At 49.2% G+C, this 26,425-nt stretch carries 32 protein-coding genes; 22 read left to right on the forward strand and 10 right to left on the reverse strand.

What is annotated here, in order from left to right:
* The first annotated feature begins 27 nt into the window (after positions 1-27).
* A complete protein-coding gene (locus tag EDM56_RS18620) occupies positions 28-960 on the forward strand; it encodes an alpha/beta hydrolase (RefSeq protein ID WP_122919426.1) in 933 nt (310 codons plus the stop codon).
* A 30-nt stretch (positions 961-990) separates the two neighbouring features.
* On the opposite strand, the gene EDM56_RS18625 is transcribed toward EDM56_RS18620, so the two are convergent.
* Positions 991-1,218 carry a NifU family protein gene (locus tag EDM56_RS18625; RefSeq protein WP_122919427.1) on the reverse strand — a complete coding sequence of 76 codons (228 nt, stop codon included), beginning with the start codon at positions 1,216-1,218 and terminating at the stop codon, positions 991-993.
* Between the two features lie 233 nt (positions 1,219-1,451).
* On the opposite strand from EDM56_RS18625, the gene cysK reads away from it, so the two are divergent.
* From cysK to EDM56_RS18650, 5 genes are all read left to right on the forward strand, one after another.
* Complete coding sequence (gene cysK / locus EDM56_RS18630; RefSeq protein WP_122919428.1) at positions 1,452-2,375, forward strand: cysteine synthase A; 924 nt, start codon at positions 1,452-1,454, stop codon at positions 2,373-2,375.
* Between the two features lie 2 nt (positions 2,376-2,377).
* On the forward strand, positions 2,378-3,511 hold the full coding sequence (locus EDM56_RS18635) for a bifunctional cystathionine gamma-lyase/homocysteine desulfhydrase (RefSeq protein ID WP_122919429.1): 1,134 nt from the start codon (positions 2,378-2,380) through the stop codon (positions 3,509-3,511).
* A gap of 28 nt (positions 3,512-3,539) precedes the next feature.
* Positions 3,540-3,869 (forward strand): YuzD family protein, encoded by a 330-nt coding sequence (locus EDM56_RS18640; RefSeq protein ID WP_122919430.1) that lies wholly within the window; start codon positions 3,540-3,542, stop codon positions 3,867-3,869.
* A gap of 68 nt (positions 3,870-3,937) precedes the next feature.
* A complete protein-coding gene (locus EDM56_RS18645) occupies positions 3,938-4,279 on the forward strand; it encodes a hypothetical protein (RefSeq protein WP_122919431.1) in 342 nt (113 codons plus the stop codon).
* A gap of 171 nt (positions 4,280-4,450) precedes the next feature.
* On the forward strand, positions 4,451-7,405 hold the full coding sequence (locus tag EDM56_RS18650; RefSeq protein ID WP_122919432.1) for a sensor domain-containing protein: 2,955 nt from the start codon (positions 4,451-4,453) through the stop codon (positions 7,403-7,405).
* A 39-nt stretch (positions 7,406-7,444) separates the two neighbouring features.
* Here the strand turns inward: EDM56_RS18650 and EDM56_RS18655 are convergent, their stop codons facing one another.
* Complete coding sequence (locus EDM56_RS18655; RefSeq protein ID WP_122919433.1) at positions 7,445-8,509, reverse strand: NAD(P)/FAD-dependent oxidoreductase; 1,065 nt, start codon at positions 8,507-8,509, stop codon at positions 7,445-7,447.
* 200 nt (positions 8,510-8,709) lie between these two features.
* Here EDM56_RS18655 and EDM56_RS18660 point away from each other — a divergent pair, with 200 nt between their 5' ends.
* Positions 8,710-8,967 (forward strand): DUF1450 domain-containing protein, encoded by a 258-nt coding sequence (locus EDM56_RS18660; protein ID WP_122919434.1) that lies wholly within the window; start codon positions 8,710-8,712, stop codon positions 8,965-8,967.
* 57 nt (positions 8,968-9,024) lie between these two features.
* Here EDM56_RS18660 and mqnE read toward each other — a convergent pair whose 3' ends face one another.
* Positions 9,025-10,128 carry an aminofutalosine synthase MqnE gene (mqnE, locus tag EDM56_RS18665; RefSeq protein ID WP_122919435.1) on the reverse strand — a complete coding sequence of 368 codons (1,104 nt, stop codon included), beginning with the start codon at positions 10,126-10,128 and terminating at the stop codon, positions 9,025-9,027.
* A 388-nt stretch (positions 10,129-10,516) separates the two neighbouring features.
* On the opposite strand from mqnE, the gene EDM56_RS18675 reads away from it, so the two are divergent.
* The 3 genes from EDM56_RS18675 (at position 10,517) to erpA (ending at position 11,660) form a co-directional block, all read left to right on the forward strand.
* Positions 10,517-10,744, forward strand: coding sequence for an aspartyl-phosphate phosphatase Spo0E family protein (locus EDM56_RS18675; RefSeq protein ID WP_246009443.1), 228 nt, complete (start codon positions 10,517-10,519; stop codon positions 10,742-10,744).
* Between the two features lie 112 nt (positions 10,745-10,856).
* A complete protein-coding gene (locus tag EDM56_RS18680; RefSeq protein WP_122919438.1) occupies positions 10,857-11,195 on the forward strand; it encodes a cupin domain-containing protein in 339 nt (112 codons plus the stop codon).
* Positions 11,196-11,300: 105 nt separating this feature from the next.
* Positions 11,301-11,660, forward strand: a complete 360-nt coding sequence (gene erpA, locus EDM56_RS18685) for an iron-sulfur cluster insertion protein ErpA (RefSeq protein WP_122919439.1) — start codon at positions 11,301-11,303, stop codon at positions 11,658-11,660.
* Positions 11,661-11,879: 219 nt separating this feature from the next.
* Here erpA and EDM56_RS18690 read toward each other — a convergent pair whose 3' ends face one another.
* The gene (locus EDM56_RS18690; protein WP_122919440.1) at positions 11,880-13,448 is read right to left on the reverse strand and encodes an acyl-CoA synthetase; all 1,569 of its coding nucleotides are present in this window, start codon (positions 13,446-13,448) and stop codon (positions 11,880-11,882) included.
* A gap of 131 nt (positions 13,449-13,579) precedes the next feature.
* Here EDM56_RS18690 and EDM56_RS18695 point away from each other — a divergent pair, with 131 nt between their 5' ends.
* Positions 13,580-14,119: a ribonuclease FAU-1 family protein gene (locus EDM56_RS18695; RefSeq protein WP_122919441.1), complete on the forward strand. Its 540-nt coding sequence runs from the start codon at positions 13,580-13,582 to the stop codon at positions 14,117-14,119.
* A gap of 15 nt (positions 14,120-14,134) precedes the next feature.
* A complete protein-coding gene (locus tag EDM56_RS18700; RefSeq protein WP_122919442.1) occupies positions 14,135-14,962 on the forward strand; it encodes a sugar nucleotide-binding protein in 828 nt (275 codons plus the stop codon).
* A 650-nt stretch (positions 14,963-15,612) separates the two neighbouring features.
* On the opposite strand, the gene EDM56_RS18705 is transcribed toward EDM56_RS18700, so the two are convergent.
* The 3 genes from EDM56_RS18705 to EDM56_RS18715 form a co-directional block, all read right to left on the reverse strand.
* Positions 15,613-16,116, reverse strand: a complete 504-nt coding sequence (locus EDM56_RS18705) for a SurA N-terminal domain-containing protein (RefSeq protein ID WP_122919443.1) — start codon at positions 16,114-16,116, stop codon at positions 15,613-15,615.
* A 100-nt stretch (positions 16,117-16,216) separates the two neighbouring features.
* Positions 16,217-16,471 (reverse strand): hypothetical protein, encoded by a 255-nt coding sequence (locus tag EDM56_RS18710; RefSeq protein ID WP_122919444.1) that lies wholly within the window; start codon positions 16,469-16,471, stop codon positions 16,217-16,219.
* 113 nt (positions 16,472-16,584) lie between these two features.
* A complete protein-coding gene (locus EDM56_RS18715; protein WP_122919445.1) occupies positions 16,585-17,595 on the reverse strand; it encodes an NAD(P)/FAD-dependent oxidoreductase in 1,011 nt (336 codons plus the stop codon).
* A 344-nt stretch (positions 17,596-17,939) separates the two neighbouring features.
* Here EDM56_RS18715 and EDM56_RS18720 point away from each other — a divergent pair, with 344 nt between their 5' ends.
* The 5 genes from EDM56_RS18720 to EDM56_RS18735 all read left to right on the forward strand — a co-directional run bounded on the left by EDM56_RS18720 (position 17,940) and on the right by EDM56_RS18735 (position 20,591).
* Positions 17,940-19,130, forward strand: coding sequence for an NAD(P)/FAD-dependent oxidoreductase (locus EDM56_RS18720; RefSeq protein ID WP_122919446.1), 1,191 nt, complete (start codon positions 17,940-17,942; stop codon positions 19,128-19,130).
* An 11-nt stretch (positions 19,131-19,141) separates the two neighbouring features.
* Positions 19,142-19,390, forward strand: coding sequence for a hypothetical protein (locus EDM56_RS18725; protein WP_122919447.1), 249 nt, complete (start codon positions 19,142-19,144; stop codon positions 19,388-19,390).
* Between the two features lie 110 nt (positions 19,391-19,500).
* The gene (locus EDM56_RS18730) at positions 19,501-19,980 is read left to right on the forward strand and encodes an NUDIX domain-containing protein (protein ID WP_122919448.1); all 480 of its coding nucleotides are present in this window, start codon (positions 19,501-19,503) and stop codon (positions 19,978-19,980) included.
* 104 nt (positions 19,981-20,084) lie between these two features.
* Positions 20,085-20,243: a YuiA family protein gene (locus tag EDM56_RS31550; RefSeq protein ID WP_183192514.1), complete on the forward strand. Its 159-nt coding sequence runs from the start codon at positions 20,085-20,087 to the stop codon at positions 20,241-20,243.
* A gap of 87 nt (positions 20,244-20,330) precedes the next feature.
* Positions 20,331-20,591 (forward strand): YuiB family protein, encoded by a 261-nt coding sequence (locus EDM56_RS18735; protein WP_122919449.1) that lies wholly within the window; start codon positions 20,331-20,333, stop codon positions 20,589-20,591.
* Between the two features lie 67 nt (positions 20,592-20,658).
* Here EDM56_RS18735 and EDM56_RS31555 read toward each other — a convergent pair whose 3' ends face one another.
* A complete protein-coding gene (locus EDM56_RS31555) occupies positions 20,659-20,829 on the reverse strand; it encodes a hypothetical protein (RefSeq protein WP_183192515.1) in 171 nt (56 codons plus the stop codon).
* A gap of 173 nt (positions 20,830-21,002) precedes the next feature.
* On the opposite strand from EDM56_RS31555, the gene EDM56_RS18740 reads away from it, so the two are divergent.
* The gene (locus EDM56_RS18740; RefSeq protein WP_122919450.1) at positions 21,003-21,638 is read left to right on the forward strand and encodes a 3D domain-containing protein; all 636 of its coding nucleotides are present in this window, start codon (positions 21,003-21,005) and stop codon (positions 21,636-21,638) included.
* A gap of 156 nt (positions 21,639-21,794) precedes the next feature.
* Here the strand turns inward: EDM56_RS18740 and EDM56_RS18745 are convergent, their stop codons facing one another.
* Both EDM56_RS18745 and EDM56_RS18750 read right to left on the reverse strand, forming a co-directional pair.
* Entirely contained in the window at positions 21,795-22,586 is a 792-nt protein-coding gene (locus EDM56_RS18745) for a cobalamin-binding protein (RefSeq protein ID WP_122919451.1), read from the reverse strand.
* Positions 22,587-22,630: 44 nt separating this feature from the next.
* Positions 22,631-23,116 (reverse strand): divergent PAP2 family protein, encoded by a 486-nt coding sequence (locus EDM56_RS18750; protein ID WP_122919452.1) that lies wholly within the window; start codon positions 23,114-23,116, stop codon positions 22,631-22,633.
* Positions 23,117-23,246: 130 nt separating this feature from the next.
* Between EDM56_RS18750 and EDM56_RS18755 the strand changes: the two genes are divergently transcribed.
* The 4 genes from EDM56_RS18755 to EDM56_RS18770 all read left to right on the forward strand — a co-directional run bounded on the left by EDM56_RS18755 (position 23,247) and on the right by EDM56_RS18770 (position 26,394).
* Positions 23,247-23,627 (forward strand): DUF309 domain-containing protein, encoded by a 381-nt coding sequence (locus EDM56_RS18755; RefSeq protein ID WP_122919453.1) that lies wholly within the window; start codon positions 23,247-23,249, stop codon positions 23,625-23,627.
* 47 nt (positions 23,628-23,674) lie between these two features.
* Positions 23,675-24,112, forward strand: coding sequence for a CoA-binding protein (locus EDM56_RS18760; protein WP_122919454.1), 438 nt, complete (start codon positions 23,675-23,677; stop codon positions 24,110-24,112).
* 14 nt (positions 24,113-24,126) lie between these two features.
* Complete coding sequence (locus tag EDM56_RS18765) at positions 24,127-24,726, forward strand: sulfite oxidase-like oxidoreductase (RefSeq protein WP_122919455.1); 600 nt, start codon at positions 24,127-24,129, stop codon at positions 24,724-24,726.
* A 378-nt stretch (positions 24,727-25,104) separates the two neighbouring features.
* Positions 25,105-26,394 carry a hypothetical protein gene (locus EDM56_RS18770; RefSeq protein WP_122919456.1) on the forward strand — a complete coding sequence of 430 codons (1,290 nt, stop codon included), beginning with the start codon at positions 25,105-25,107 and terminating at the stop codon, positions 26,392-26,394.
* The last annotated feature ends 31 nt before the right edge of the window (positions 26,395-26,425 follow it).

Here is a 26,425-nt window from a genome sequence, read left to right on the forward strand (position 1 = left end):
ACTAAGAAAGGAGACGGTTGCAGGCATATGGCTAATGTTGCGATCATCATGGGCGTGCTGCTTGCACTGGCGGCGATCGTCATGCTTGGGGTTAGCGTGTATGTGGGCCACAAGCTGACGAGACCGCCGCGTAAACCGGTGGACATGCAGCCCAAAGACTATGGATTGGAACGTTTTGAAAATGTGCTGTTTAAAAGCCGGGATAATGAAACACTGCTGTCCGGCTGGTATTTTTCAGCAGAGGAAAACGGATATAAAGGGAACGGGATGTCGCTGGTGATGGCCCATGGCTACAGCCAAAACCGACAAGAACCCCATCTTCCCGCGCTCGCGCTGGCTTCCCAGCTAGTCGCTGCAGGCTTTCATGTGCTGATGTTTGATTTCCGCAATGCAGGCAAGTCCGGTGGGGATATTACGACGGTCGGTTATCATGAGAAGCGTGATTTGTTGGGGGCGGTCGATTTTGCAGCGGGACGGTCAGCGGATGGCCCGATCGGGTTGATCGGCTTTTCGATGGGGGCAGCTACCTCTTTGCTTGCAGCGGCCGAGGATGAGCGGATTCGCGCGATTGTCGCCGACTCGCCATTTTATTCGTTGCGTGAGTATTTGATGGAAAACATGCCGCGATGGACCAACCTGCCGCACATCCCCTTCACGTGGCTGATTTTGCGCATCATTCCGCTTATGCTCAAAGTGGACATCAACCGGATCAACCCCTGGCAAGCGATCGAGGGGATCATGCCGCGGCCCATTTTGTTTATCCATGGAACGGATGATGAAACGATTCCGCATGAGAACAGCCAGCGATTGCTTGCAAAAGCGGACGCTGCGCGCGCACAGCTATGGCTCGTTCCGGAAGCCGGCCACGTGAGGAGCTTTGCGACTGGGCCGGAACAGTATGGCAAACGCATCATTTCGTTTTTCTTGGAGCAAACAACAAAAACCCCTGCCAACGCGTGAGCGATTGACAGGGGCGAGGATTTGCCACAATTAGAATACTTGTTGTACTTCCTTCACGCCTGGAATTTCTTCCAAGAGCGCGCGTTCGATACCTGCTTTGAGGGTAATGGTGGAAGATGGGCAGCTGCCGCATGCACCCATCAGGCGCAGCTTCACGATACCTTCTTCTACGTCAACCAATTGAACGTCACCGCCATCGCGCTGCAGGTACGGACGAAGTTTATCCAACACTTCTTGTACTTGATCGAACATTTCCATTTCTTTTCACTCCTTCTTTACGGCAACGATACCTATACCATATGCCATGGTACCTTTATTATAATCCCCTTGCAACGAGAAATCCATGAGTTTTTATCCTTAAGTGTATTAAAAGTGTGGTAATAGTGTTCGGATTTTGCCCATTCACAATGTGTTTTGTCCATTTGGGGTGGATTCATTGTAAATTGCTCATGTTATAATAGAGGAGAACCAAACGAAATGAGGGATTTTTGATGAAGGTGTATCACAGCGTCAAAGAATTGATCGGGAATACCCCGATTGTGGAGCTGACGCAATTTGCGCTGCCAACCGGAGTTCGACTTTTTGCCAAGCTGGAGTACTTCAATCCAGGCGGAAGCGTGAAGGATCGTTTGGGCGTGGAATTGATTCGCGCAGCAGAGGAGAACGGACAGCTCAAGCCGGGCGGAACGATCATTGAACCTACAGCAGGAAATACAGGAATCGGCGTCGCACTTGCCGCCGTCGGAACGGGCTACCGCGTCATTTTTTGCGTGCCAGAGAAGTTTTCCTTGGAAAAACAGGAATTGATGCGTGCTTTGGGAGCGGAAGTGGTAAATACACCGACCGAGCAGGGGATCAAAGGTGCGATTGCTAAAGCAAATGAGCTGGCAGACTCCATTCCAGGAGCGTTCGTGCCGCAGCAATTCGCCAATCCAGCGAACCCTGACGCCCATTATAAAACAACAGGACCGGAAATTTGGGATCAGATGGATGGAAACGTGGACGTGTATGTTGCAGGTGCCGGATCGGGCGGAACGTTCATGGGGGTTGCGCGTTACCTGAAAGAGCAAAAGCCATCCGTAAAGACTGTTATCGTCGAGCCAGAAGGTTCCATTTTGAACGGCGGCCAACCGGGTCCGCATAAAGTAGAGGGAATCGGCATGGAGTTTCTCCCGCCGTTTATGGATACAGCGTATTTTGACGCAATTCACACCATCTACGACGAAGAGTCGTTCCGTTGGGTGAAAGAGCTGGCAGCAAAGGAAGGGCTCTTGGTCGGCAGCTCTGCCGGTGCGGCGATGGGCGCGGCTATGCGCGAGGCGGAAGCAGCGGCACCGGGTACCAACATCGTAGTGTTGTTCGCAGATGGAAGCGAGCGTTATTTGAGCAAAAAAATTTACCAGGGAGGAATCTAAGCATGCGATTGAAAACACGTTTGATCCATGGTGGCATTGATGGCGATCCGAATACAGGAGCGGTTTCCGTACCGATTTATCAGGTAAGTACATACAAACAGGAGGCAATTGGTAAGCACAAAGGCTTCGAGTATTCCCGTACGGGCAACCCGACGCGCCATGCACTCGAAACATACATTGCTGAGCTGGAGGGCGGCGCACGCGGCCTTGCGTTTGGTTCCGGTATGGCAGCTCTCTCCACGATCCTTTCCTTGTTCAACAAAGGAGATCATCTGATTGTGGGTGACGATGTGTACGGCGGTACGTATCGCGTCGTAACACGCGTATTCACTCGTCTCGGTTTGGAAGCTTCCTTCGTGGACACGGGCGATCTCGCAGCGATTGAAAAAGCCGTTCAACCTAACACGCGCGCAATCATCATGGAAACACCTACGAATCCACTGCTGAAAGTAAGCGACATCTCTGCACTCGCTGACATTGCGAAAAGCAAAAATGTGCTGCTGATTGTAGACAACACGTTCATGACGCCTTACTGGCAAAATCCGCTCGATTTAGGTGCAGATATCGTGTTCCACAGCGCGACCAAATACTTGGGTGGCCATAGTGACGTCGTCGCTGGTTTGGTCGTGACCAAAGATGCGGAGCTTGGTGAGGAGCTACACTATGTGCAAAATGCGATCGGAGGCATTCTCGGCCCGCAAGATTCTTGGCTGCTGCTGCGTGGAATGAAAACGCTGGGCGTACGGATGGAAGAGCACGAAACCAATACACGTGCACTTGCAGAGTGGCTGAGCAAGCGCAGCGACATCAAGAAAGTTATTTATCCAGGGCTGTCCGGCCATCCGCAGCATGAGCTGATGCAAAAGCAAGCGCGTGGCTTTGGCGGCATGATTTCCTTTGATGTCGGCAGTGCAGAGCGTGCGGATGAAGTGCTGTCCAAAGTGAAATGGTTCACGCTGGCTGAATCGTTGGGGGCAGTGGAAAGCCTAATCAGCGTGCCTGCTCGTATGACGCACGCATCGATTCCGGCTGAACGTCGGGCTGAATTGGGTATTACGGATGGCTTGGTTCGCATCTCCGTAGGTATTGAAGATGTGGAAGATCTGATCGAAGATCTGGAGCAAGCTCTCTCATAAGGAAGTCGATATGGAGAGGAGAGAAGACATGGGAGTAGCGATAAAAGTTTACGGTACAGAACAACTGTGCGCAAGCTGCGTCAATCTGCCGTCCGCGAAAGAGACGGCAGCATGGCTCCAAGCCGCTGTTGCACGGAAGTTCGGTGAAGGAACCACCGAGATCAGTTACAGCGATTTTCAACATCCGGAGACAGAAGATGACAAAATGTGGGCTGAACGTATCGTAATGGAAGATTTATGGTATCCGCTTGTCATTATTTCCGGGGAAATTGTCGGAGAAGGGAATCCGAAGCTGAAAGACATTTACGCAAAACTTGAAAGCATGGGCTTGTCGCCTCTCCAAGAAGGCGAAAAATAACAACGTCTACTCCTGCCGATATCCGCATACATTGTACGGATGAATAGGCAGGAGGGGGCGTTTTTTTCGTGGAACAGCAAATTGCGCGCTATTTTGAGCTAAAGCAGCTGCTAAAACAGGCAGAGGAAGAAGTCGACCGGTTAAAGGCTGAGCTGTTGGCTGCTTATGAGGCGCCGGGCACTTATGTGAACGATGAGTACAAGCTGATGATTTCCGTTCAGGAGCGGCGTGATTACGATGACAACCGTCTGTACAATGCGCTTCCGGACAAAGACGTGTGGCGGTTGCTCTCGAAAGCGGACACGACAAAAATAACAGGGCTGGTTAAATTATCAATTCTCAATGAGCATATTCTGGACGGAACGTACGAGGTGCGTCATATTCCACAAATCCGCATTTCAAAAAAATAAGAGCGGAAAAAGAAGGTATTGTCGGCAAGCGGCATACCTTTTTTTATACAAAATTTCACTCCCGCTTGAAAACGAAGGGCTTCATTGGTACATATAAGCAGGAAAATGACAAAATCTGTCGAAAAGGGTAGGTTTATCTTTTTGAATCCCAAGCCTTCAGGGAGGTAGGACATGAGTGATTCGACGATAGGGCCAGAGCTATGTCAAACAGCAGACGAATCGCCCGGAGAATTTTATCAATTGATAAAATATGTTCAAGGCCTACTGTACAAAGCAAAGCGTCGCGAGGACGGTCATTTTGTCATCACGGTCATTGAAGGACAGCTAATGGGGCATCTCACGACGTATTATCCACATATTATCGGTAAAACCTTGTACGAGCTGTTTCCCCAAAAGGCTGCTGAACTGGAGAAGCTGTTTTTGGAGGCGGCATGCGGGAAATCCGTTCAATTCGAATGGACTCTTGGAAACAGAGTATTTTGTAACACGCTGTCAGCGATTCATGGAAATCGTCAGGAAACGGAAGTCATCGGCTCCGTCATTGAGATTTCCGAACTGAAGCAGATGCAAAACGAACGCATAAATCTGATTGAAGATTTTAAAAAAACGTTACAAATATTGCCGAATGCGGTGTTTAAGAGCTATCGGTCCGCGGAGGGCAAATTTTATTTAACACTGAACGAGGGTGCGCTGGCGGTAGAGTCGAACTTGACGACTGAACAAGTGATCGGCAAAAGCATCGATGAATTGTTCGATCCGGCTAACGCAGCCATTATCAATCGCTCCTATGAACGCGCGTTTGCGGGGGAGACGGTGGAATTTTTAACAGAAAAGAACGGGCGTTACTTTCATAACTTCGTCATGCCGGTATTTGAGACAGGGGAGAATGGGACACAACCTCCCGTCGTAAAAGAGTTGGTCGGGTTTCATTCGGAAGTAACGGAGAAAAAGCGCACCGAGGAGAAATTCCAGGAGATTGTCAGGGCGGTATCTTCGCATACGGGAGATGCGTATTTTCGATCGCTCGTCGAACAGCTGGCACATATCATGAAGGTTGAAAGTGTCATTTTGGGGAGGACAAGCCCGGGGCAGCCTGATGTGATCCAAACGGTTGAAGTGTATTCAAGCGGAGACTTCCGCGAGAATTTTACGTATAAGCTATCTGATTTGCTCGATGATGACCAAATGATTGCAAACGGGATCATCGAGGGGATGGACCTTTCCTCGAATATGTTCGAGGGAACGCCGCTTGAAAGCAGGGAAACGGGCTGGTACATGGCATTTCCGTTGCTGCAAATAGACCAACACCTCGTAGGCATGCTGCTGATCGTCAACTCACAGCAGCCTGATCTCCTCACCATGCAGATCATCCGAAGCATTGGTAAGGTGTTTGTCAGTCGGACGATAGCAGAGCTGGAGCGCAAACAGGCCGAGGAAGAGCTCGTTGTGACCAATACGCTGCTGAAAGCCACACAGGAGTCGCTGCTGGATGGAATTCTCATCGTTAATACCGACCGTAAGATCATCGGGCACAACAGACGATTCGCTGAGATGTGGCAGCTGCCGGACGAACTTTTGAGCGGCCGGGAAGAGCCCGAGGCACTGCGGTTCGTGCTGGACATTGTCGAGCATGGCGAACTGTTTTACCAGTGGGTGGAGCGCGTGTATGCTGACCCTGAAAGGGTGGCACGAGATGAGGTGCTACTGAAAAACGGGCGCGTGATCGACATGTATACCCAGCCTGCGGTAGCAAAGGACGGCGTCCCGTTTGCGCGGATCTGGTATTTTCGTGATATTACTGAACAGAAGCGGAATGAGGAGCAGATCAAGCACCAGGCTTATTTTGATGCGCTAACCGGCTTACCCAATCGGATGCTTTTCCACGATCGTCTCAGCCAGGCGATTTCGCAAGCGAACCGGTATGGCGAAAAACTGGCCGTCTTGTTTTTGAATTTGGACCGATTCAAGATCATCAACGAAACGCTGAGCCATTTTATCGGGGATGCTTTGCTGAAGGAAGTGTCGCAGCGGCTGGCTACCTGTTTGCATGCGGGGGATACGCTCAGTAGGCTGGGGAGTGACGAATTCAAAATCATCTTGCCTGAAATCAGCCAGGGTGAGGATGCTGCAAAGGTGGCGCAGCAGATTCTTGACGGCCTCTCGCAGCCGTTCGTTCTCGAAGATCACGACTTGCACATCACAGCGAGCATCGGGATCAGTCTGTTTCCCGATGATGGAGCGGATAATAAATCGTTAGTATTCAATGCCAATGCGGCGATGAACCGGGCCAAGGCAAACGGTGGCAACCAGTACCGCCTGTATTCCCCCGCACTGATCTCAACCGCGTTGGAAAAGCTTTCGCTCGAAAGTGAGCTACGCAAAGCGGTGGAGCGTCGAGAACTGGTGCTGCATTACCAGCCGCGGATCAACCTCGCCACCAACAAAGTCATCGGGATGGAAGCGCTGGTTCGCTGGCAGCATCCGCAAAAAGGGAGAATCTCTCCGGCAGCGTTTATCCCGATCGCCGAGGAAACCGATCTGATCGTCCATATCGACCGCTATGTGCTCAGAACCGCGTGCAGACAGGCAAAAGCATGGCAGGATGCAGGCTTTCCTCCGCTGCGCGTAGCGGTGAATATTTCCGCTCGGCATTTTCAGCGGAGCAATCTGATTGAAACGGTTGCGTCGATTTTGGAGGAAACCGGACTCAGCGGGCAGTATTTGGAGCTAGAAATCACGGAAGGCACGACGATGTCGGATGCCGAAACCGCCATTTCACTTATTCGCCAATTGAAAACGTTGGGCATACATATCGCCATCGATGATTTTGGCACAGGCTATTCATCCTTAAGTTATTTGAAGAAATTCCCGATCGATACGCTAAAGATTGACCAGTCGTTCATTCGCGACATTTCGGTCGATTGGGATCATGCATCGATCGTATCCTATATCATCGCGCTAGGTCACAGCTTGCAGCTGAATGTCATCGCGGAAGGGGTAGAGACGGAGGAGCAACGCGCCTTTTTGCAGGCCAGTCAATGCAATGAAATGCAAGGCTACCTGTTCAGTCCACCTGTTCCGCCGGAGGAATTCGAGCGTCTGCTCAGAAGTGATCAGCAGAAATAGAAAAAAGACCAGTCATGCTTGACTGGTCTTTTGTATTCACTAGCCCAAATGCTTTTTGTACATCCACAGAACGCCGCTCTTCATTACGCGCGGCATTTGGCCGACGAGGGACAGCTTGCCCATCATGCCGAAGCCTTCTTTTTTCCCGAGGGAGCCGAGAGTTCCCTTGAGCTTGATTTTTGGCAATGCTGGAATCGCGATGCCTTTCATTTCTGCTTTAAGGGCGACAGCGATCTGTTCACCCTGACCTTCCGCCAGCTGGGCGCTCGGCGCATAAGGGAGGCTCGCACAGTCACCGACAATATAGACGTTGCTGTATTCAGGAAGCTGGTTGTATTGATTCACAACAGCGCGGCCGCTGCCATCCTGTTCGACAGGAAGCTCGCGGACAATGCGGTTTGCCTGAATGCCGGCTGTCCACACAATAGCGTCGCTTGTGAGCGGCTGATTGTGATTGTAGACAACGCCTTTTTCCACGCGATCGACTTGCGCATGGGAAATCAATTGTACTTCATGCTCCACAAACCATTGGGAAGCGTATTGCTGGAGCTTTTTCGGGAATGGGCTGAGAATGCTTTCCCCGCGGTCGAGAATGCGAATATTTAAATCAGGACGGCTTTCGCGCAGCTCGGAAGCGATCTCTACGCCGCTCAAGCCGCCGCCGACAACCGTTACTTGTCCGTACGGATTCACGTTGTTGATGGCCGCATACGTGCAGCGCGTTGCGTTCATGGTTTGAATGGAATGGGTAAAATCTTCAGCGCCAGGAATGTTATGGTAACGGTCCTCACAGCCTAAGCCGATTACGAGCCAGTTGTAATCCAGTGTATCGCCGTTGGAAAACTGTACAACCTGCTGTTCCAAGTCAACCTTCGTTACTTCACCGAACTTGGTGGTAAGACGGGAATCGGTTGGAAATGCTACTCGTACATTATGCTCAGGCTCGGTTCCGGCAGCCAAAGCATAATACTCGGTTTTGAGACCATGAAAGGGCATGCGGTCTACCAATGTGATAAAAACATCGTCCGGTAGTTCTGGGGTAAGCATGCGTTCTACAATCCGTAGACCCCCGTAACCTCCGCCAAGGATAACGAGACGTTTCATAGGAAGTATGGTCCTTTCTGTTTCTCCAATGTATTTGTTCATTTTGTTCTATCCAATCTATTTTTAGACGGATTTGTGCAAAAAAGCAAGCAGAATCTTTTTTCCCACATCTTCCACGCTGGCTTTTTCACTCATTCGCGGTACAATAGAAAGGTGAAAGGCAACTTTCGTTCGGATTTGGGAAAGACAGGTGATAATCGATGAGACCGATCGTTGAATTTTGTTCCAGCAACGTATCCTCTTACACCAAACAGGTGTTTCAAATATTGGAAGAAGACACTGAGCTGGACGCCGTGGAATACGGCTGCCTTGGTCATTGCGGCGAGTGCTACATGGAGCCGTTCGCCCTTGTGGATGGCGAATTCGTCTCAGCACCAACGCCGGATGAACTGCTGGTTAAAATCAAGGAAAAGCTGCGTGAATCCAAGGAAGCGCTGGAAAAGGACTTTCCCTTTTAAAGGTGAAAGTCCTTTTCCATGTCTCTTTACGATCAGGGCTAAGGTGTCGAGATATGTTTAGTATTCCTTGATTACGTTGTAGAATGTATCGCGCTCCAGCGCTTTTTTGCCAGCGCCTTGAATCAGCCAGACGAGATCGTCGACGGTCAGGCCAGCTTGAGTGAGAGCACCGGCAGCATGGCTGATCCGCTCTTCCACCAATGTGCCGTGAACGTCGGATGCGCCCATGGTCAGCGAAATTTGCGTCAGCTGTGTGCCGATGTTGATGAAATATGCTTTCATGTGCTGTACATTGTCCAGCATGAGACGGCTGATCGCCATCGTTTTCAAGTCATCGAACGCGGATGTGCGACGCTTGATGCCGGCAGAAGCTTTCATCGGTTGTACGGCAAGCGGGATGAAGACCATATAGCCGCCTGTCTGATCTTGCAGCTCACGCACGCGAAGCATATGGATCACGCGCTCTTCCAACGTTTCGATAGAGCCGTACAGCATGGTAGCATGGGTTTTCAGGCCCAGCTCATGTGCGGTTTGGTGAGCACGAAGCCAGTCGTCGGTGCTCGCTTTTTCCGGGCTCATTTTTTCGCGGTAGCGTTCAGTCAAAATTTCCGCACCGCCGCCAGGCATCGTATCGAGGCCCGCTTTGATTAGCTCTTGGATAACTTCGTGGAAGCTGATGCCGGCAATGCGTGAGAAGAACTCGATCTCTGCGCCGGTGTATGCTTTGATAGCGACATTTGGGTATGCTTTTTTCAGCGTGCGAATCGTATCCAGATAGTAATCGAACTTCTGGTGCTGGTTGTGGCCGCCGACGATATGGAATTCGCGAATGCCTGGATAGAAGCGGGCTTCAACATAGTGAAGCAGCTCATCCATGCTCATGGTGTACGCGCCTTCTTCGTCGATGTCACGGCGGAACGCACAGAAACGACAGTTCGCTTCGCAAACGTTCGTCGGGTTGATGTACATGTTTTGAACAAAGTACACATTGTCCCCGTTCTTTTGCTGATTGACATAATTGGCCAGCTGACCGATCGTCAAAAGGTCGTTGGATTGGAACAAGGCGACGCCATCTTCTTTCGTCAGCCGTTCCCCATGCAGCACTTTTTCACGAATAGCTGCCAGTGATTTGTCCTGAGGTTGGAGTTCGAGGATATTCAAGACAAGTTCCTCCTTTCGTATGCGGGCTCATTCAGACTCGAATGAAAGCTCCGTTCTTTCGGGCAAAACAGAAACATCAAAACGCATCAAATACACCTGTCTTGTTTCTGCCATTTACGCAGTCAATTCAGGTGGTTACAATAAAGAAAAGTAGAAAATCGAAGCATATGCGCTTTCCTATGAAAGAGACTGACCTTATTATAAAGCTGTTTAAGAAACGGAACAATCATAAACTAGAGGAAATAGGAGATGAATTGGTAAAAATTTACAAAAGACGCCAATTCTTTATTCTTTTTCTATATATGTTTGGTAATTTATGTTTGAAAATGACAGTAAATTCCTGTAGAATAAAGGCAAGTAAACTTCATATCAAAGGTAGGAGGAGATTATGATGCGGGAAAAGTTGCTCGAAAAAATCGAACTCCTTCGACAGCAAATGGTTAAATTGGGTTTGGAATGTGGATTGGATCATCCGGACGTACTGGAATGCAGTAAGCAGATCGATCGACTTCACAATGAATTACTCCAGATGGATCATGGCTCGTCTAAGGGGAAAGCATTGAATACGAAGCCTTACCGTTTTTATATATTGGAGTCCAAGATGAACTTTGCTTAAAAGGTAGCCTACCGTATTTCGATGTGAAGCAAATAGCCAATCATGACGAATAAATACATCCGATTGCCCATAGGGTCGATCGGTTTTTTTGTACATAAAGGAGGCGCTACTTTTGAAAATCAGCAAGGAAAACGCAGAGCACTATATATGGGGGGAGCGTTGCGACGGCTGGCATCTGGTGAAAAACGGGGCGCTCAGCGTCATTCATGAGCGTATGCCTGCAGACACCCAGGAGGTGCGGCATTACCATGAGCAGGCGCAGCAGTTTTTCTTTGTCCTATCGGGTGTCGCCACGCTCGAGGTTGATGGGGAAGTCGTGACCATCGAACCGCATCAAGGGGTGGAGGTACCCCCGCATGTTCCACACCAGATGATGAACAGGAGTGGGGCTGAAATCGAGTTTTTAGTCATTTCACAGCCAACCAGCCGGGGTGACCGGATCAATGCCTAAACTTGTTGAACATAACACTATCTGGATAGTGGGAACCTTGTTGGCTGATGATTTTCTTAGTATACTAAAGGGGAGAAAGTATGCTTCACAAGGGAGGGAATTAGCATGATCACATTGACAGAACAAGCTGGCTCAAAAGTGAAGGAACTGTTGGCGGCGGAAAACAATCCGAATATCTTCCTGCGTGTTGGGGTACGACCAGGCGGATGCAGCGGCTTCTCCTACGGCATGGGCTTCGACGAAGACGTTCGCGAGGGTGACCATACGTTGGAGCAGTTCGGCATTAAAGTGGTTGTAGATGCGGACAGCTATCAATATATTAATGGACTCGAAATCGACTACAAGGAATCGATGATGGGTGGCGGCTTCACCATGACCAACCCAAATGCGATCGCAAGTTGCGGCTGTGGCTCCTCCTTCCGTACAGCGAAGGATGAAGGCAAAGCTGAGAAATGCGACGACTAAACGAAGAAAAACCTCGATGGTATTGCGGAATCGCGTGCCATCGAGGTTTTTTGCTTGTACTAAGTGCAACCGCGGCTCCACCAAAAACGTGGCGTAGCCAGGTTTTCTAAAAAAAAGCGGTTTACAGCATCAACCAAACCGGCGTTACATAGTACAAGGCGGACGAAGAATAAACTAGTCATGAGCCATACGTCACCAGTTTGCTGCGACATGCTTCCTTTACTGCTGGGCGAGCATTTCATGCTGGAGACGCAGCTCCCGCTTGAGGATTTTGCCGCTCGGGTTGCGGGGGAGATTATCCGCGATCACGATGAATTTCGGCGCTTTAAACGATGACAACCGCTCCCGGCAAAATGCCAAAATTTCGTCCGCAGTCAGGCTTTCTCCCGCTTTCGGAACAACAACGCCGGTAACCGCCTCGATCCAGTACGGATGGGGAACTCCAATAACTGCGACCTCAGACACTTTGGGGTGCTGGTAAATCAATTCCTCCACTTCCCGGCTGGATACATTTTCTCCGCCCGATTTAATCATATCCTTTTTCCGGTCCACCACCGTAATATAGCCTTCCTCGTCCATAATCCCTAAATCGCCGCTATGGAACCACCCGTTATGAAAAGCGGCTGATGTTTTCTCGGGATCTCGAAAATAGCCGAGCATCGCATGGCTGGTCCGATGTACAATCTCGCCGATCGATCCGCGAGGGACTTCATTCCCTTCGTCATCGACGATGATGGTTTCGACGTTGAGCGACGGCTTGCCGGCGGAACCTGGTTTCCGTAGCTGATCATCCGGCTTGAGCACGGTGGCCAGTGGGGCTACCTCGGTCTGTCCGTAAAAATTCCAAAATTGCGCATCTGGTAAGCGCTTCCGTAATTCTTTTAACACCTCTACAGGCATGATCGCTGCGCCATAATAGCATTTTTTTAGTGAAGTGAGATTGCGGGCTGCGAATTCAGGCGAGCGCAAAAGCGCAATCCAGACGGTGGGCGGGCAGAACAGCTGTGTTGCCTTGTGCGTCTCGACCGTTTCGAGCAACAGGTCAGGCGTGGCTTGCTCCAAAATGATGCCGCTCGCCCCCAGATACACGTATGGGCCGAGAAAGCAATGCAGCTGTGCACTGTGGAATAGAGGCAAGGCGTGAATGGCGATGTCGTCTTCAGCCATGCTCCCGTCTATAATGGTGCTCACGTATTCGGAGATTAGGTTTTTATGGGTCAGCATAACACCTTTTGGTTTAGATTCCGTCCCGCTCGTATACAAAATATGAGCGATGTCATCATCCTGCAGATCCACGTCCGGCTCATTTGCGCTTGCTTGCTCAATCAGCTCGCGGAACTGGTGCCAGCCGTCCTTTGGGGCGGATGGTTTGGAGATGATCGCTTTTAGTACGATGCCGCACCCTGCCTGCTCGATGGCGTCATCCGCCAATGAGATGAACTCGGGGGAGGCGAAGCAGGCGCTCACCTCGGCATGGCCAAAAATAAAGGCGATATCGTCCTTGTTCAGCATGAAATTGATCGGGACGAGAATGACGCCGGCTTTTGCTAGCGCAAAATTAAGGATGGCAAAGTCTAGGGAGTTGCGAGACAGCACCGCGGCGCGGTCGCCTTTTTGCAGCCCGGAAGCGCGTACCGCATTTGCCGTGCGATTGACGATCTCGTCCAGCTGCGCATATGTAAAGCTCTCCTCGGCGAATTGCAGCGCCATTTTGGTCGGGAACCGCCTTTTGCTCCGGCGCAGCAGATCGCCTAACGTATTTCTTCTGACACGTTGAATCTCGCTCATGAACTACCCCTCCATAACAAAACAGGTTTGTCCTTTTTCAGTATTATAACTCTTTTCTGAAAACTCACCAAGTAGAGGATTTGCCGCTCCCATAACGGAATGCTAAAACACAGCGAGGAAAGGAGCATGCCATGAAACGGAAATTTGCCAATCGACCAGACTGGAAACGAATTTACCAAAAAAGGTATGCATCGATGGAAAAACAAGACAGCCAGTTTGCGGGAATCGTGACGATTTTTGCAATCGACGAGGTGCGTGAGCCGCTCGTCATGGGCTGCTGCAACGTCAGCGTCTGCGTCGCGGATGCTGGCTACGTCTGGCTGCAGCATTTTCCTGAACATAGTCATTTTACGCTGACGACGATGTTCAATCAGGCAGGGGAGATCGTTCAGCATTATATCGATATTGTCAAGGATCATGGGGTGACGAATGAGGGCATCCCCTGGTTTGATGATCTATACCTCGACGTTGTGAAGCTGCCGACGGGCGAGCTAGAAATTATCGACGGTGACGAGCTGGATGAAGCGCTGCAGAAGGGCGTCATTACACAAGCCGATCACGATTTGGCGTGGCAGGAAGCCAATCGGATCAAAGGGCTGATTGAACAAGACCAGTTCCCGCTCTTTTCGCTCTGCGTTCCTCATTATCGGGGGTTATTGGGTAAGGTTTAGAAACGGGGGAAGACGATGAACGTTTTGCTGTTAGGAGCTAGCGGATACGTGGGATCGGCGATTTACCATCGGCTTGCCAGCCAACCTTCCGTAACGGTATATGGGACGGCTTGCAGCGCCGAATTAACTTCGGAATCTATCAGGGTGGATGTCACTCGCTATGATCAACTGGAGGCGTGCCTTACAAATACTCAGCCATCCGTCGTCATATGGGCTTTAATGGGGCAAGAGGAGCTCTTGATCGAACAGGGGCTTCATTACCTGCTTACACTCCTAACGTCGCGCACAAGGCTTTTGTATTTGTCTACGGATGGAGTATTTGGCGACGGGAGAGGAGATTATCGTGAGGAGGATGAGACAAGCGACATTCAAGGAGACAGTGCGCTGGCTGTCTATAGCAATGCCAAACGTAAGGGGGAGGAAATGATAAGTCGATGTCACCAAAACCATCTCATTTTGCGAACAGGGCCTGTGTATGGGGCCAACCCGGACGGGAACGACAGAAGGGGGCAAAGCCTGGCAGCTGCACTCGCTACTGGCAAGCCTTATAGTCGAGCAGATAATGTGTTCCGAACGTTTGTGCATGTGGATGATTTGGCGGAAGCCATTGCCGAGCTGTGTGAAACAGAGGTGACAGGCAAATTACATGTAGGGCCGCAAAAGAAAGAGAGTCACTTTTCATTTTCGCAAAAGATGGCAAAGCATCTTGGCTACTCCCCTGATCTGGTGGTTCGGGAGCAAATGCCAGAATTAGATGCACGAGCAATTGGGCTCCCCTTCGACACTTCCCTATGCACGGAATTAGCCTCTACACTACTCCGGACCGTCTTTCGGTCGCTATAACTGGCAAAGTAAAAATCCGACGGTGCGGGCATAATAGGAGGGAAAGGAAATCGACAAAGGAGGACGCCTCATGTCAAACGAAAAACGCCCGACCACTGCTTCGGCAGGTTCCCGCAGCACGCCGCCCAAGACCGGCGAAAACACAACCCACAACCGCAAAAAGTAAAAAACCGGGAGTCTCCCCGGTTTTTTTAAATTTTCTATAATCGTTTTTTTAAATTCCAGCTGAATATAATACAAACCGCCCCCATATGGAGGCGGCTATAATCGAGCCCGATCGTTTATTTCTGGGTACTAACGATTATTCTCTTTGGCACATCTACCTCCGATGAAGAGGATGAGTTACCGTAAAGACTAACGCTTGTCTCCCGCGAAACTCTCGACGAGGTGATCCACTACATTGTCCACGGCACATCGCCTCCGTTACGGATTTGGTCCGTTTAAATCGGTGACCACCGGGCTCGATGATAATAGTATGGCCAGCAGAAGAACTCTTATACATCCTATAGAAGAAAAAAATCCCAAATAGACCAAGAACAGCCTATTGAAGCAGATCGTTTCCTTGGTAATAATAGAGAGGCACACAATTCCTTGTATAACTGATTTTGGGGAAATTTCTTTATTCAAACAACCAGCCTAGATGTTGGTTGTTATTTTTTTTGCAGCAAAGGGTCTGAAATGACGATTTGTGCATTTTTGTTCAGCTCGTCCACATAATCGTTCGGTGTCAGCTTGGAATTGTGCTGTTTGTTATAGGCAGCTGTCAGTTTTTGCACGAGCAGCAATTCTTTTAACTTGGTGGTTAATGATTCTTCTGTATAACTTCTACGCTCCAAATAGGTTTTGTAGGCATCTTCCGAACCGAGTTTTGCTTTCAATTGCTTCAGTTCATCCTGCACCTGTTTTTCATCAACAACGGTTCCCGTTTTCTTGGCTTCCTGCTCGATCAGGATGCTGGATGTCAACGCGGAAAGGGTTTTATCTCCGTATTTTTGCTTCATCGCGTCGTACAACTGCTGCTCTGTTACTTTCTCGCCGTTGACCGTAGCGACGGTTGCAGCGCTGTGGCCGCCTCCCGAAGTAGTGACACCCAGGATAACCAGTGCCAAAACGAGCACACTGATCGTCAGTATGGTCAGATCGAATTTTTTCACGTGATGGTACCTCCGTTTTTTTCAAGATCTAGTACGTCGACTAGTATACAATTGAAATGTGGAAAAGCAATGAAAATGTAAATAAAAAACAATGGGAAAATCAGTATGACGCCCACTCGTCGACTGCAACGATCTGCTCCATCTGGCAAAGCGAGCACCACGTTACGTGCATGCATTGCCGGAGGGAGAGATCGGGATAGCCATTGTCCTTTTTTGCATCGTCGATTTCGCGGTATGGACTGTAATCTCCGTAATAATCAGCCAATCTGCCGGTGTCTTGCAGCTGTAGGCTACAGTTGGGGCAGAGCGAGGCTAAAGCGGTGAAGCCGTTGCAAATCGGGCATAACGTTTTCATGAAAAAACCCCCTCCATTCCTACTTTGTGCGAGTTGAGAAGGGGCTATGCAGCGATGAGCAGTTTACAGGCAAGGAAAAGCCCCGGACAATAAAGCCCGAGGCGAAGAGACGTTTACTTTTTGAAGTTATCCATGCTTGAAGAGTGGCCAGGCTGCAGTTTGGCATCCGGGTTGATGTAGCCCATGGCATTGTTGACGGCGGTAGGAGCTTCGCCGAACCCGACCGCAATCAATTTGACTTTTCCCGGATATGTAGCGATATCGCCTGCCGCATAAACGCCGGGCATGCTTGTCTCCATTTTTGAATTGACGACAATCGCACCTTTTTCCAATTCGATTCCCCAGTTTTTTATCGGCCCGAGGGACGAGATGAAACCGAAGTTGACGATGACCGCATCGACTTCGAGCTCTTGCACTTCTTTGGTCGTGACGTTTTGAATCACGACGCGCTCAATGTTTTGGTCGCCGTGCAGCGCGGTGATTTCATACGGTGTCACCACGTTCACTTTGGAAGCCATCAATGTTTCCACACTGTGCTCATGAGCACGGAATTTATCACGGCGATGGATCAGTGTCACTTGGGATGCGATCGGCTCAAGCATAAGCGACCAGTCAACCGCAGAATCGCCGCCGCCTATGACCAGCACGCGCTGACCTTTGAAGGAATTGAGATCCGTAACGAAGTAGTGCAAGTTGGATTTTTCATATTTCACAGCATCCGGGTGCTCAAGACGACGCGGTTCGAATGCGCCAACGCCCGCTGTGACGATCACAGCTTTGGAATAGTGGATGCTTTTGTCCGATGTAATCTCAAACACGCTATCGTTATTTTTTACGACATTTTCGACTTTTTCTTCGAGGCAAATGGTTTGATCAAATTGGGCAAGCTGCTGCTTTAAGCCATTGACCAGGTCTTGCGCCAATACTTTAGGAAACCCTGCTACATCATAAATATACTTCTCCGGATAAAGTGCAGCCAATTGACCGCCAAGCTGCGGCATGCTTTCAATAATTTTTACGCTCGCTTGACGCATTCCGCCATAAAAGGCAGTAAATAAACCGGCAGGACCGCCACCAATAACGGTAATATCATAGACTTGATCGTCCTTTTGGAGAAGACTCAATCCAATGCACCTCCGGGTATATGATGATGGAATAAAGCACACCTATTTATTATAAACATCATAACGAAAGAAAAAAAGGATATCGACCCAATATTGCGAAAAATAGCTTGAAAATATTGTCGGATTCTTGGTAAGATGAATACTATAATGTGAAAAGTTTGTGAAGCCTTTTTTTGGATAGAGTTGTGCATTTTTTCACAAAGTGCTGGTTGTCTTTGTACTTCTATATATTTGGCAGCGTAGCCGCAATGATTTGGGACATTTTATGTACTAACAGCTCTTGTGAAATTTGCCACATTCTTTTCTCATAGATAAGCCAAATCGGAAAAGGAAGGGATTCTTCAATGAGCACGCCAAAAATTTTGATCCTTGGCGCAGGGTACGGTGGACTTTTGACAACGCTGAAGTTGCAGCAAAAGCTTCACTACAACGAAGCGGAAGTGACGTTGGTCAACAAGCATGATTATCATTACTTAACCACGTGGCTGCACGAGCCGGCTGCGGGAACTGCTCCTGCATCCCGCGCGCAGGTGGACCTGCACAAGATTATCGACAAAACAAAAGTGAATTTCGTCAAAGGAACGGTTGCAAGTATCGAACCTGAGGCGCAGACGGCCACGCTCGAGGATGGCACTGTGCTTTCGTATGATTATCTGGTGATTGGGCTCGGCAGCGAACCGGAAACATTCGGAATCGAAGGCTTGCGCGAGCATGCGTTCAGCATCCGCAGCATCAATGCGGTACGCCAGATTAGCGAGCATATCCGTTACATGTTTGCCAAGTTCAAAAATGACCCGACACATACGGAATATTTGACGTTTGTCGTCGGCGGAGCAGGCTTTACCGGCATCGAGTTTTGCGGAGAGCTGGGCGACCGTATCCCTGAGCTTTGCGAAGAGTTTGACGTGAATCCGGATCTGGTCAAAATCTATAATATCGAGGCGGCTCCTTCTGCGCTTCCTGGCTTTGACAAGGAACTCGTCGACTACGCGATGGAAGTCTTGATGAAAAAAGGGATTGAGTTTAAAATAAATACGCCGATCAAGCAATGCACGCCAGAAGGTGTCCTGCTTGCGACAGGCGAGGAGATCAAATCGGCGACGGTCGTTTGGACCGGCGGGGTTCGCGGAAACAGCATTGTCGAGCGCTCCGGCTTTGAAGTGATGCGCGGACGCGTGAAAGTGGATGAATACCTGCATGCGCCTGGCTATGAGAATGTATTTGTCGTCGGCGACTGCGCCCTCATTTTCAACGATCAAGGACGTCCGTATCCGCCAACCGCACAAATCGCGGGGCAAGAAGGCGAAAACTGCGGAGACAATCTCGTTGCGTTGGTGCGCGGCGAATTGATGCAAAAGTTCACGCCTGAATTGCTCGGTACGCTGGCTTCTCTCGGTAAAGGAGAAGGCATGGGGCAGGTCGGTGACAAGAAGCTGTTCGGCTCCTCGGCCGCGTTGATGAAAAAAGCGAGCGACCTGCGATATTTGGTCAAAATCGGCGGTATTGGTCTCGCCATGAAAAAAGTAAAACTGTAAGAGGTATAGCGATGCGCCATTGCAGCGTTCAAGTCAGAGGATTGCTTACACGAGATGAACTGGACCGTTACAACGGATTGATGGAAGTCGGAGGCTTTCTAGAAGAGCAGAAGCGGTACGACCTGGTCCATCATGTCCAGCAAGAGATCGACATTTTGATTTTGCCTGCGATCGAGCGCCTGAAAGAAAAGGGACGCGAGCGCGATCGGGAAAATCTGCGTTACATGATTGATAACGGGCTTTTGGATGAAGAAGACTGATTCCATCGCGCCTGACGAGAACAGCCGCCTTTTTACAGGGTGGCTGTTTTTGCTATACAATGGAAAAATTAACGTGTTAGATTGGCCAAATGAATGGAGGTAGCGAATACATGCCGAGAGATTCAAAAGTATGGCTAGGCGCGGCGGGAATCGTGCTGCGAAACAATGAGGCATTGGTCGTGAAAAAAGCGTATGGTGGCATGAAGGGCAAGTGGTCGTTCCCCGCAGGCTTCGTCCAGCAAGGAGAGCGCGTCGATGAAGCGGCCGCGCGCGAAGTCCTCGAAGAGACAGGGATTACGGCTCGCCCGTTGCAAGTGGTCGGGGTGCGCTCCGGCGTAATTAAAGAGGAAATCAGCGATAACATGGTTGTCTTTTTGATGGAATACGTGAGCGGCGAACCGCATCCTCAAGCGGGGGAAATCGAGGTCGCGCAGTTTTTGCCGGTGGAGGAAGTGCTGACAAGCCCGCTCTCCACGCTTTATATGAAAGCCATTTTGCCGAGAGTGCTGGAGCAGGCTCCTGCGCTGATCGGCAAAGATTACCCGGTGGATCCGATTTTTGGCTATACTTCCTATAAAATCTTTTCCTGATTTCTTTGCAAATGTGGGCTGATCTGATATAGTAAGTAAACATTATCTAAACTTTCAGTTAATTCAGTTCAGCCAACAACCAGCAAAGAAAGGGGAATGAGCGAATGAAGTCGATCGTTTCTTTTGAGAGTTGCTTGTATTGCAGCGGAGAGGGATATTTCCATGTGATGGTCGGGGGGACTGAGAACTGTCCCCAGTGTCAAGGCACTGGAAAAAATCCAGAAGATAGGGCGGTCCCGCTTGCCGTCATGACGGGAAAATAGCGCATCGCCATTTCCAGATGGATTGACCCACGCTGCGCTTTTCGCTACACTAGACGCTAGAGAACACACGTGTAGTGGAGGCGGCTTATGAATATTATTCAATTTTTGATTTCCATTGTGCTGTTTACGATTCTCGCGTTTGGAATCGGTTTTATTTTAAATATGGTGCTGCGCACGACTTGGTTGCCGGTTATCGTATGCGTCGGCGTCGTCATTGGTGCGCTTGTGCTGAAAAATATTGTTCCCACTGGTTACGATTTGACGATTCTTTTGTTCGGCATGGCCGGTTCTGTGATGAGCGGCTACACGATTCAGCTTTTGCGGAAAAAAGGGTATCGGATGTTTTAACGGTGACGATAAAAAACGAAGGCAGGCGAGAACATCCGCCTGCTTTCGTTTTTTTCGTATGAAGGGATTAGTCGTTTGCGGCTTGAATGGCGTTATCCCAGGATGGAAAGTAAAACAGCGCGTTGCGCATCAGCTCGGGATCGGCTACCTTGACCGCTTTCTTGGCCAACGATCCGCCTCCCGACTGGATGCTGCGAATGCGTTCCAACACTTGATTGTTGCTCATCGAAGGGTCCATTAAAAACATCTCCTTTATGAGTGGGATACTACTAGTCTGGAAAAGGATGGCGGGCTTTAAACCACTTTCGTACAAGCAAAAATGTTCAGATGATTCCAATCAATCCTGTGCATTTATGTATACTTCTCTCATTTCTGGACATGACTAGTTGATGAGAGGAGGTTCATTGCTGAATGAACGCGAAGAATTGGAAGAAGTTTATTAGCGCAGCCGCACTCGGCTTGATGCTCCTGACCGGGTTCGCTACCACAGGTTACACGTACAATGTAGCAGAAACGTATTCCAGATGGGACAGTTTTGGTGTCTCGGAGAAACGGGAAGGGGAAAAGGTAGTCAAACGACGCACCGTTTCCGCCAGCTCACTCACACAAGTCATTGATAAAGACGAATACATCGATAAATCTTTTGAACAATATCCAAAAGTACGTGTTGTAGCGACAGGGTACTATTCAGGCATTGAGTCCACGGGGAAAACGCCGGATCATCCGACCTATGGCATCACGTATTCCGGGGTGAAGGTGCAGCGCGCGACGTATTCGACGATTGCGGCTGACTTGCGAGTGTTTCCTTTAGGGACCGTGCTCTACATTCCCGGTTATGGCTATGGCGTGGTAGCGGACAAAGGTGGAGCGGTACGCGGCAATACCATCGATCTTTATTTCGAAACGAAAAAGGACATTTTTGAGCAGTGGGGTAAAAAGACACTGGAAGTGTATGTGGTCCACAGAGGTGGCGGAAAAGTCACCGAGGCGATGATGAAGGGCTTGAATGAAAAAGGAATCGCCGCAATGGCGCAGCCGATCGATTAAGGCACACAAAAACGGTCGTGACCGTTTTTCCCATCTCATCGGGGGACAAAAGTGCTGATCGCAAGCGGTCACATCAATCTAATGAATAACGTCGAGACGTTTTTTAGAAAAAAAGCCGGACGAAAGAGAAATCTCTTTTGTCCGGCCTTTTTCGTATCATACTCGTAATTCCGTGCTGGCAACAGGATGAATCAAACCGATCAGTTGCTCCAAACCATCGAGAATGCGCGGAGATGGCCGGCAAAAAAGGCCTTCCTCCAACAGATGGACATTGCCGCTGGTGATCGCCCTCATCGTTTGCCATTCGGGGCGGTCCGTAATCATTTCGCGCTTGATTCGTTTCAGCTCGATGCCGCACCAGACGATGCAAATATGTTCAGGATCGCGCTCCGCTACCATCTCACGGGTCGCCTTTACATTCGCTTCTGTAAAGTCGTCGAATACGTTGACAGCCCCAGCCAGCGAGCTGACATCGGTTAGCCAGTTGCCCCGTCCTGGCGTGTAAATCGGATTGGGCCACCATTCCCAGTATAGCTTGGGCCGTTCGGTAAAAGCTGTCGCCCGCAGACGCAGACTCCCAAGCCGCTCGGTGAAACGCTCTGCTGCAATTGCCGCTTGCTGCGGGATGCCCGCCGCCTGCCCGACCGCGAGAATGTCAGCGGGGATTTCATCGAGATGGCTCGGATTGAGCACAATATGCGGAATATTCCGTTGCTTCAGCTCGTCAACATTCCGCTCCATACCGGGTACGCTCAAGGATGCGACAACCAAATCGGGCGAGAGTGCTTCGACCTTTTCCATATCGATGGTCAAATCAGGCCCCACACGCGGCAGATGCTGCCATTGCGGTGGCCAATCGGAATGATCATCCAGGCCGACGACTTGCTCATCGAGCCCCAGCTCGAAAAGGATTTCCGTGTTGCTGGGGCAAAGGGAGACAATTCGCATGTGATTCCCTCCATTTTTGCAAGTGTAAGACGAGAGTGGGTACGCTAGATGGTGTAGAATGAATAATAGAGAACGATGGCGATCAGGATACCGAGCCAGCCGCCCATAAACACTTCAATTGGCTGGTGCCCGAGCAGTTCCTTCAACTTTTTCGCTTTTTCTTCTTTCGGCTTGATTTTGAATGTGCGCATGCCTTCCAACAGATGGTTGAATTCGTCAACCAGGCGATTCAAGACCTCCGCATGCATGCCGGCATGTCTGCGCACGCCCGCCGCGTCGAACATGACGACAATCCCAATAACCGCGGAGATGGCAAACGAGCTGCTGTCAAAACCTTCGCGAATCCCGACCGCCGTGGAAAGCGCGGTGACAGCGGAGGAGTGGGAGCTGGGCATACCGCCCGTGCTAAACATCAATGGCCATTGCCATTTTTTGGCCGCCAGGAAATGGAGCGGAATTTTGATAAATTGTGCGATGCCGATTGAAAGGAGTGCCGCCCATAAGGGGAAATTGTTTAAAAGTATGCTCATGAATCAGGACCGGTCCTTTCCGTAAACTGTTGCTTCTGACATTATTGTATCAGAATCGCAAGTGAATCATCCGTTAAGTTTTCATAAGTAACGTGCACAGCTTGGACACGCGTGAGGAGTGTGAAAAACGATGGCTGCCCAATACCCGGAACAATACTACGAATTTTTTCGCAAGTTCAACGTTGGCGAGTATTATGAATGCCACGACCTCCTTGAGGATATCTGGATGGAGGACAAGACCAATAAGTTTCTGCAAGGAATGTTGCAGTTGGCTGTGGGCATCTACCATTTTGAATGTGGTAATATGAAGGGAGCGAGATGGATGTTTACCAACGCCCGGAAATATCTCGCAAACTACACGCCGGTTTATTGGAGCTTGAACGTGGAGCAGGTGATCGACTACATCGAGGAATGTTTAGCCGCCTTGCCAGAAATCGACAGCATTCCGTATCAAGAAGTGAAAAGCATCCCATTTCCGTATCGAAAACTGCAACTTGAGCAACAATCATAATCGAGATTGTACCATAATATCAAGACCTCGACAAAGGAGTGTTTACAATGGCATTCACAAATCCTGACAATGACAAGCGCCGCCAAATTTTGGTGGACGCAAAAACCATCGCGGTGGTGGGCTGCTCGAACAAACCGGACCGCACCAGCTATATGATTGCCGCTGCCATGCAGCATGCCGGATACCGGATCATTCCGGTCAATCCAGTTATCGCAGGGCAAACCGTATTGGGTGAAACCGTGCTCGGATCGCTACTTGACATCCATGAACCGGTGGACATCGTCAACGTGTTCCGCCGCAGCGAAGAGACGCTGCCGGTGGCGGAAGATACTGTGAAGATGGAGCAAAAGCCAAAAGTGTTCTGGTTGCAGGAAGGCGTATATAATGAAGCGGCTGCGTCTCTGGTTGCTGAGCACGGCATCGAGGTCATTATGGACCATTGCATCAAAGTGGATCACGCCATTCTGGTTCCGCGCAATCGCTAAAGGAGGGCATACATATGGGGTTGGACCAACAGCAGAGCGGCGCTCCAGCGAAAGACCGCGTACCGCCGAATCAAAAGGTGACGACAGGCTTTCCGGTGCTGCACTACGGCGATGTGCCTGTTTATAACGATTTGCGCGACTGGACGTTCCGGCTTTTCGGTGCGGTGGAGGAAGAGCAGACGCTCACCTTCGATCAGTTGATGGAGCTGGGGATGACCCACGTGACCAATGATATCCATTGTGTGACCGGCTGGAGCAAGCTGGACAACGAATGGGAGGGCATTCCCGTAGAGGCGGTCGTCGCGCTGGCAAAAGTGAAGCCGGAAGCCAAATATGTCGTGCTGCATGCCGAACACGGCTGGACAGCGAACATGCCGCTCGCCGACTTCATGGCCGCGGGCAACGTGTTTGCCACCAAGCATAACGGGGAAGCGCTGACACCTGATCACGGGTATCCGCTGCGTTTTGTGATCCCGCACCTTTATTTTTGGAAGAGTGCAAAATGGGTGCGCGGTGTAGAGTTCGTGGAGAAGGATAAGCCGGGGTTTTGGGAGAAGAACGGGTATAATATGTATGGAGATCCTTGGCGTGAGCAAAGATTCGCTTGGGATTGAATGGGAATGAAAAGCGTCTAATGGGAACTGCATGTTAATCGCATATAGACTTAGAAATCTATTTTGAAAAAAAGAGGTATTCAGGAACGAAAAAACACGTTCTTGAATACCTCTTTTTTCAAACTATCCAACTTCTATCTGAATCAATCAAAGTTGCTTTTATTGTCTGGTGCTTACCGTCCTAAATTCATTCAGTTGAATATTACAAAAAGATTGACAACTCGAAAAAAATAATTAGAATCTAATTAAAAGACTAAATAAAGACGTTATAAAAATCGTAAAAACACTTAATTATACGTAAATCGACCATACGTTCATTAGAAAGGTAGTAAAACAGATAATAAAAGACTAATTAAAGACAAAATACAGGGTGAAAAAATGAAAATTAAAATGGCGATAATTGGTCCTGAAAATTTGGTAACAGCAATCAAAAAGGTTGCTGATGAATTTGAGGAGCTAGAATCCGTTCTACTCGTTTATGAGTCGGAAAAGGAATCCCCAGCATTGATAAAACAGTGTAAGGAAATAATCGATGTCTATTTATTCAGTGGAAAATTCCCTTACTATCTTTCGCAAAATGATCTTCCTCCAGATAGCCGATCCATTTACATTCCGTTTGAAGGTACAGATATTTACTCTGTCATTTTCCATATTTATCGTACATACCACTTTTATCCTTCTGTTAGCTTTGATGTCATCACCCCTGATGTTTTACAAGAAACGTTTGAAGAATTGCAGATTGCCGATTTTCAATGGTCGGTAACAACAATGGATGATGAGTATGACGGAGAAAAGCTGTCTGAACACCATCTTCAATTATGGAAGGAGGGTAAATTCCAGGTTGTTGCCACATGTCTGAATTCCGTTTACGTAAAATTGAGGGAATTGAAAATCCCAGTTTTCCTTGTCAAACATACCAATCAAACCATACGCGAGACGATAAAAAAAGCGATACTGCTGGGTAAAGAGCATAAAAAACACTCCGCACAAATTACGATTCTTCAGTTTAAGATCGATGAATCGGCATATATCGAGCAAAATGATCATCTGCATGTGAAAAAAACCATTAACGACTTAAGTAATCTGTTTTTCACCAGAATGGGAGAACTGGATGAAGATATTGTCACCCTTTACACAACCAGAGGAATCATTGAGAGACTGACTGATCATTTTATGGACTTTTCTCTTTTCGAACAGATTTTTGAGAGGTACCCCTTTTTCATCAACTTCGGAATCGGAATGGGAGATACCGGGGAAGGCGCTGCGTACAACGCAAACAAGGCGTTGACAATGGCGATGCAAGACGGAGGAAATTGCGGCTTTTTGATTGATGATCAAAAAAGAGCATATGGTCCGTTCGGTTCTGGAACTACAATGGAATATTCACTGGTTGATGGGGAAGGTTACTCCATTCCCCATTCAATGCGCAAGCTGTATTCCTGGCTCACTACCTTGCGGAAAGAAGTTGTGACAACGCGGGAGATAAGCAATGCTCTGTCTACCAGTGAACGAAATGCTGCAAGGCTAATCAAATCATTAAAAAACAAAGAGATTGCAGAAGTGATCGGCAAAGAAAAAATGGCCCAGAAAGGCAGACCGCGCCCTATTTATAAGGTCGATCTCCACAAGTTGGCCGAGGAACTGGGAGAGGAGGTCGAACTGACTTAAGTAACCGATCACAATGAGAGGAGGGACGTCC

This window comes from Brevibacillus fluminis (assembly GCF_003710825.1).
In the GTDB taxonomy this organism is placed as follows: domain Bacteria; phylum Bacillota; class Bacilli; order Brevibacillales; family Brevibacillaceae; genus Brevibacillus_D; species Brevibacillus_D fluminis.

What these genes read in the sequence shown, in the direction of transcription:
- EDM56_RS18620 (WP_122919426.1), top strand. Translation starts at nt 28, where the DNA reads ATGGCTAATGTTGCGATCATCATGGGCGTGCTGCTTGCACTGGCGGCG.
- EDM56_RS18625 (WP_122919427.1), bottom strand. Translation starts at nt 1,218, where the DNA reads ATGGAAATGTTCGATCAAGTACAAGAAGTGTTGGATAAACTTCGTCCG.
- cysK (WP_122919428.1), top strand. Translation starts at nt 1,452, where the DNA reads ATGAAGGTGTATCACAGCGTCAAAGAATTGATCGGGAATACCCCGATT.
- EDM56_RS18635 (WP_122919429.1), top strand. Translation starts at nt 2,378, where the DNA reads ATGCGATTGAAAACACGTTTGATCCATGGTGGCATTGATGGCGATCCG.
- EDM56_RS18640 (WP_122919430.1), top strand. Translation starts at nt 3,540, where the DNA reads ATGGGAGTAGCGATAAAAGTTTACGGTACAGAACAACTGTGCGCAAGC.
- EDM56_RS18650 (WP_122919432.1), top strand. Translation starts at nt 4,451, where the DNA reads ATGAGTGATTCGACGATAGGGCCAGAGCTATGTCAAACAGCAGACGAA.
- EDM56_RS18655 (WP_122919433.1), bottom strand. Translation starts at nt 8,509, where the DNA reads ATGAAACGTCTCGTTATCCTTGGCGGAGGTTACGGGGGTCTACGGATT.
- EDM56_RS18660 (WP_122919434.1), top strand. Translation starts at nt 8,710, where the DNA reads ATGAGACCGATCGTTGAATTTTGTTCCAGCAACGTATCCTCTTACACC.
- EDM56_RS18675 (WP_246009443.1), top strand. Translation starts at nt 10,517, where the DNA reads ATGATGCGGGAAAAGTTGCTCGAAAAAATCGAACTCCTTCGACAGCAA.
- erpA (WP_122919439.1), top strand. Translation starts at nt 11,301, where the DNA reads ATGATCACATTGACAGAACAAGCTGGCTCAAAAGTGAAGGAACTGTTG.
- EDM56_RS18690 (WP_122919440.1), bottom strand. Translation starts at nt 13,448, where the DNA reads ATGAGCGAGATTCAACGTGTCAGAAGAAATACGTTAGGCGATCTGCTG.
- EDM56_RS18695 (WP_122919441.1), top strand. Translation starts at nt 13,580, where the DNA reads ATGAAACGGAAATTTGCCAATCGACCAGACTGGAAACGAATTTACCAA.
- EDM56_RS18700 (WP_122919442.1), top strand. Translation starts at nt 14,135, where the DNA reads ATGAACGTTTTGCTGTTAGGAGCTAGCGGATACGTGGGATCGGCGATT.
- EDM56_RS18710 (WP_122919444.1), bottom strand. Translation starts at nt 16,471, where the DNA reads ATGAAAACGTTATGCCCGATTTGCAACGGCTTCACCGCTTTAGCCTCG.
- EDM56_RS18720 (WP_122919446.1), top strand. Translation starts at nt 17,940, where the DNA reads ATGAGCACGCCAAAAATTTTGATCCTTGGCGCAGGGTACGGTGGACTT.
- EDM56_RS18725 (WP_122919447.1), top strand. Translation starts at nt 19,142, where the DNA reads ATGCGCCATTGCAGCGTTCAAGTCAGAGGATTGCTTACACGAGATGAA.
- EDM56_RS18730 (WP_122919448.1), top strand. Translation starts at nt 19,501, where the DNA reads ATGCCGAGAGATTCAAAAGTATGGCTAGGCGCGGCGGGAATCGTGCTG.
- EDM56_RS31550 (WP_183192514.1), top strand. Translation starts at nt 20,085, where the DNA reads ATGAAGTCGATCGTTTCTTTTGAGAGTTGCTTGTATTGCAGCGGAGAG.
- EDM56_RS18735 (WP_122919449.1), top strand. Translation starts at nt 20,331, where the DNA reads ATGAATATTATTCAATTTTTGATTTCCATTGTGCTGTTTACGATTCTC.
- EDM56_RS31555 (WP_183192515.1), bottom strand. Translation starts at nt 20,829, where the DNA reads ATGGACCCTTCGATGAGCAACAATCAAGTGTTGGAACGCATTCGCAGC.
- EDM56_RS18740 (WP_122919450.1), top strand. Translation starts at nt 21,003, where the DNA reads ATGAACGCGAAGAATTGGAAGAAGTTTATTAGCGCAGCCGCACTCGGC.
- EDM56_RS18745 (WP_122919451.1), bottom strand. Translation starts at nt 22,586, where the DNA reads ATGCGAATTGTCTCCCTTTGCCCCAGCAACACGGAAATCCTTTTCGAG.
- EDM56_RS18750 (WP_122919452.1), bottom strand. Translation starts at nt 23,116, where the DNA reads ATGAGCATACTTTTAAACAATTTCCCCTTATGGGCGGCACTCCTTTCA.
- EDM56_RS18755 (WP_122919453.1), top strand. Translation starts at nt 23,247, where the DNA reads ATGGCTGCCCAATACCCGGAACAATACTACGAATTTTTTCGCAAGTTC.
- EDM56_RS18760 (WP_122919454.1), top strand. Translation starts at nt 23,675, where the DNA reads ATGGCATTCACAAATCCTGACAATGACAAGCGCCGCCAAATTTTGGTG.
- EDM56_RS18765 (WP_122919455.1), top strand. Translation starts at nt 24,127, where the DNA reads ATGGGGTTGGACCAACAGCAGAGCGGCGCTCCAGCGAAAGACCGCGTA.
- EDM56_RS18770 (WP_122919456.1), top strand. Translation starts at nt 25,105, where the DNA reads ATGAAAATTAAAATGGCGATAATTGGTCCTGAAAATTTGGTAACAGCA.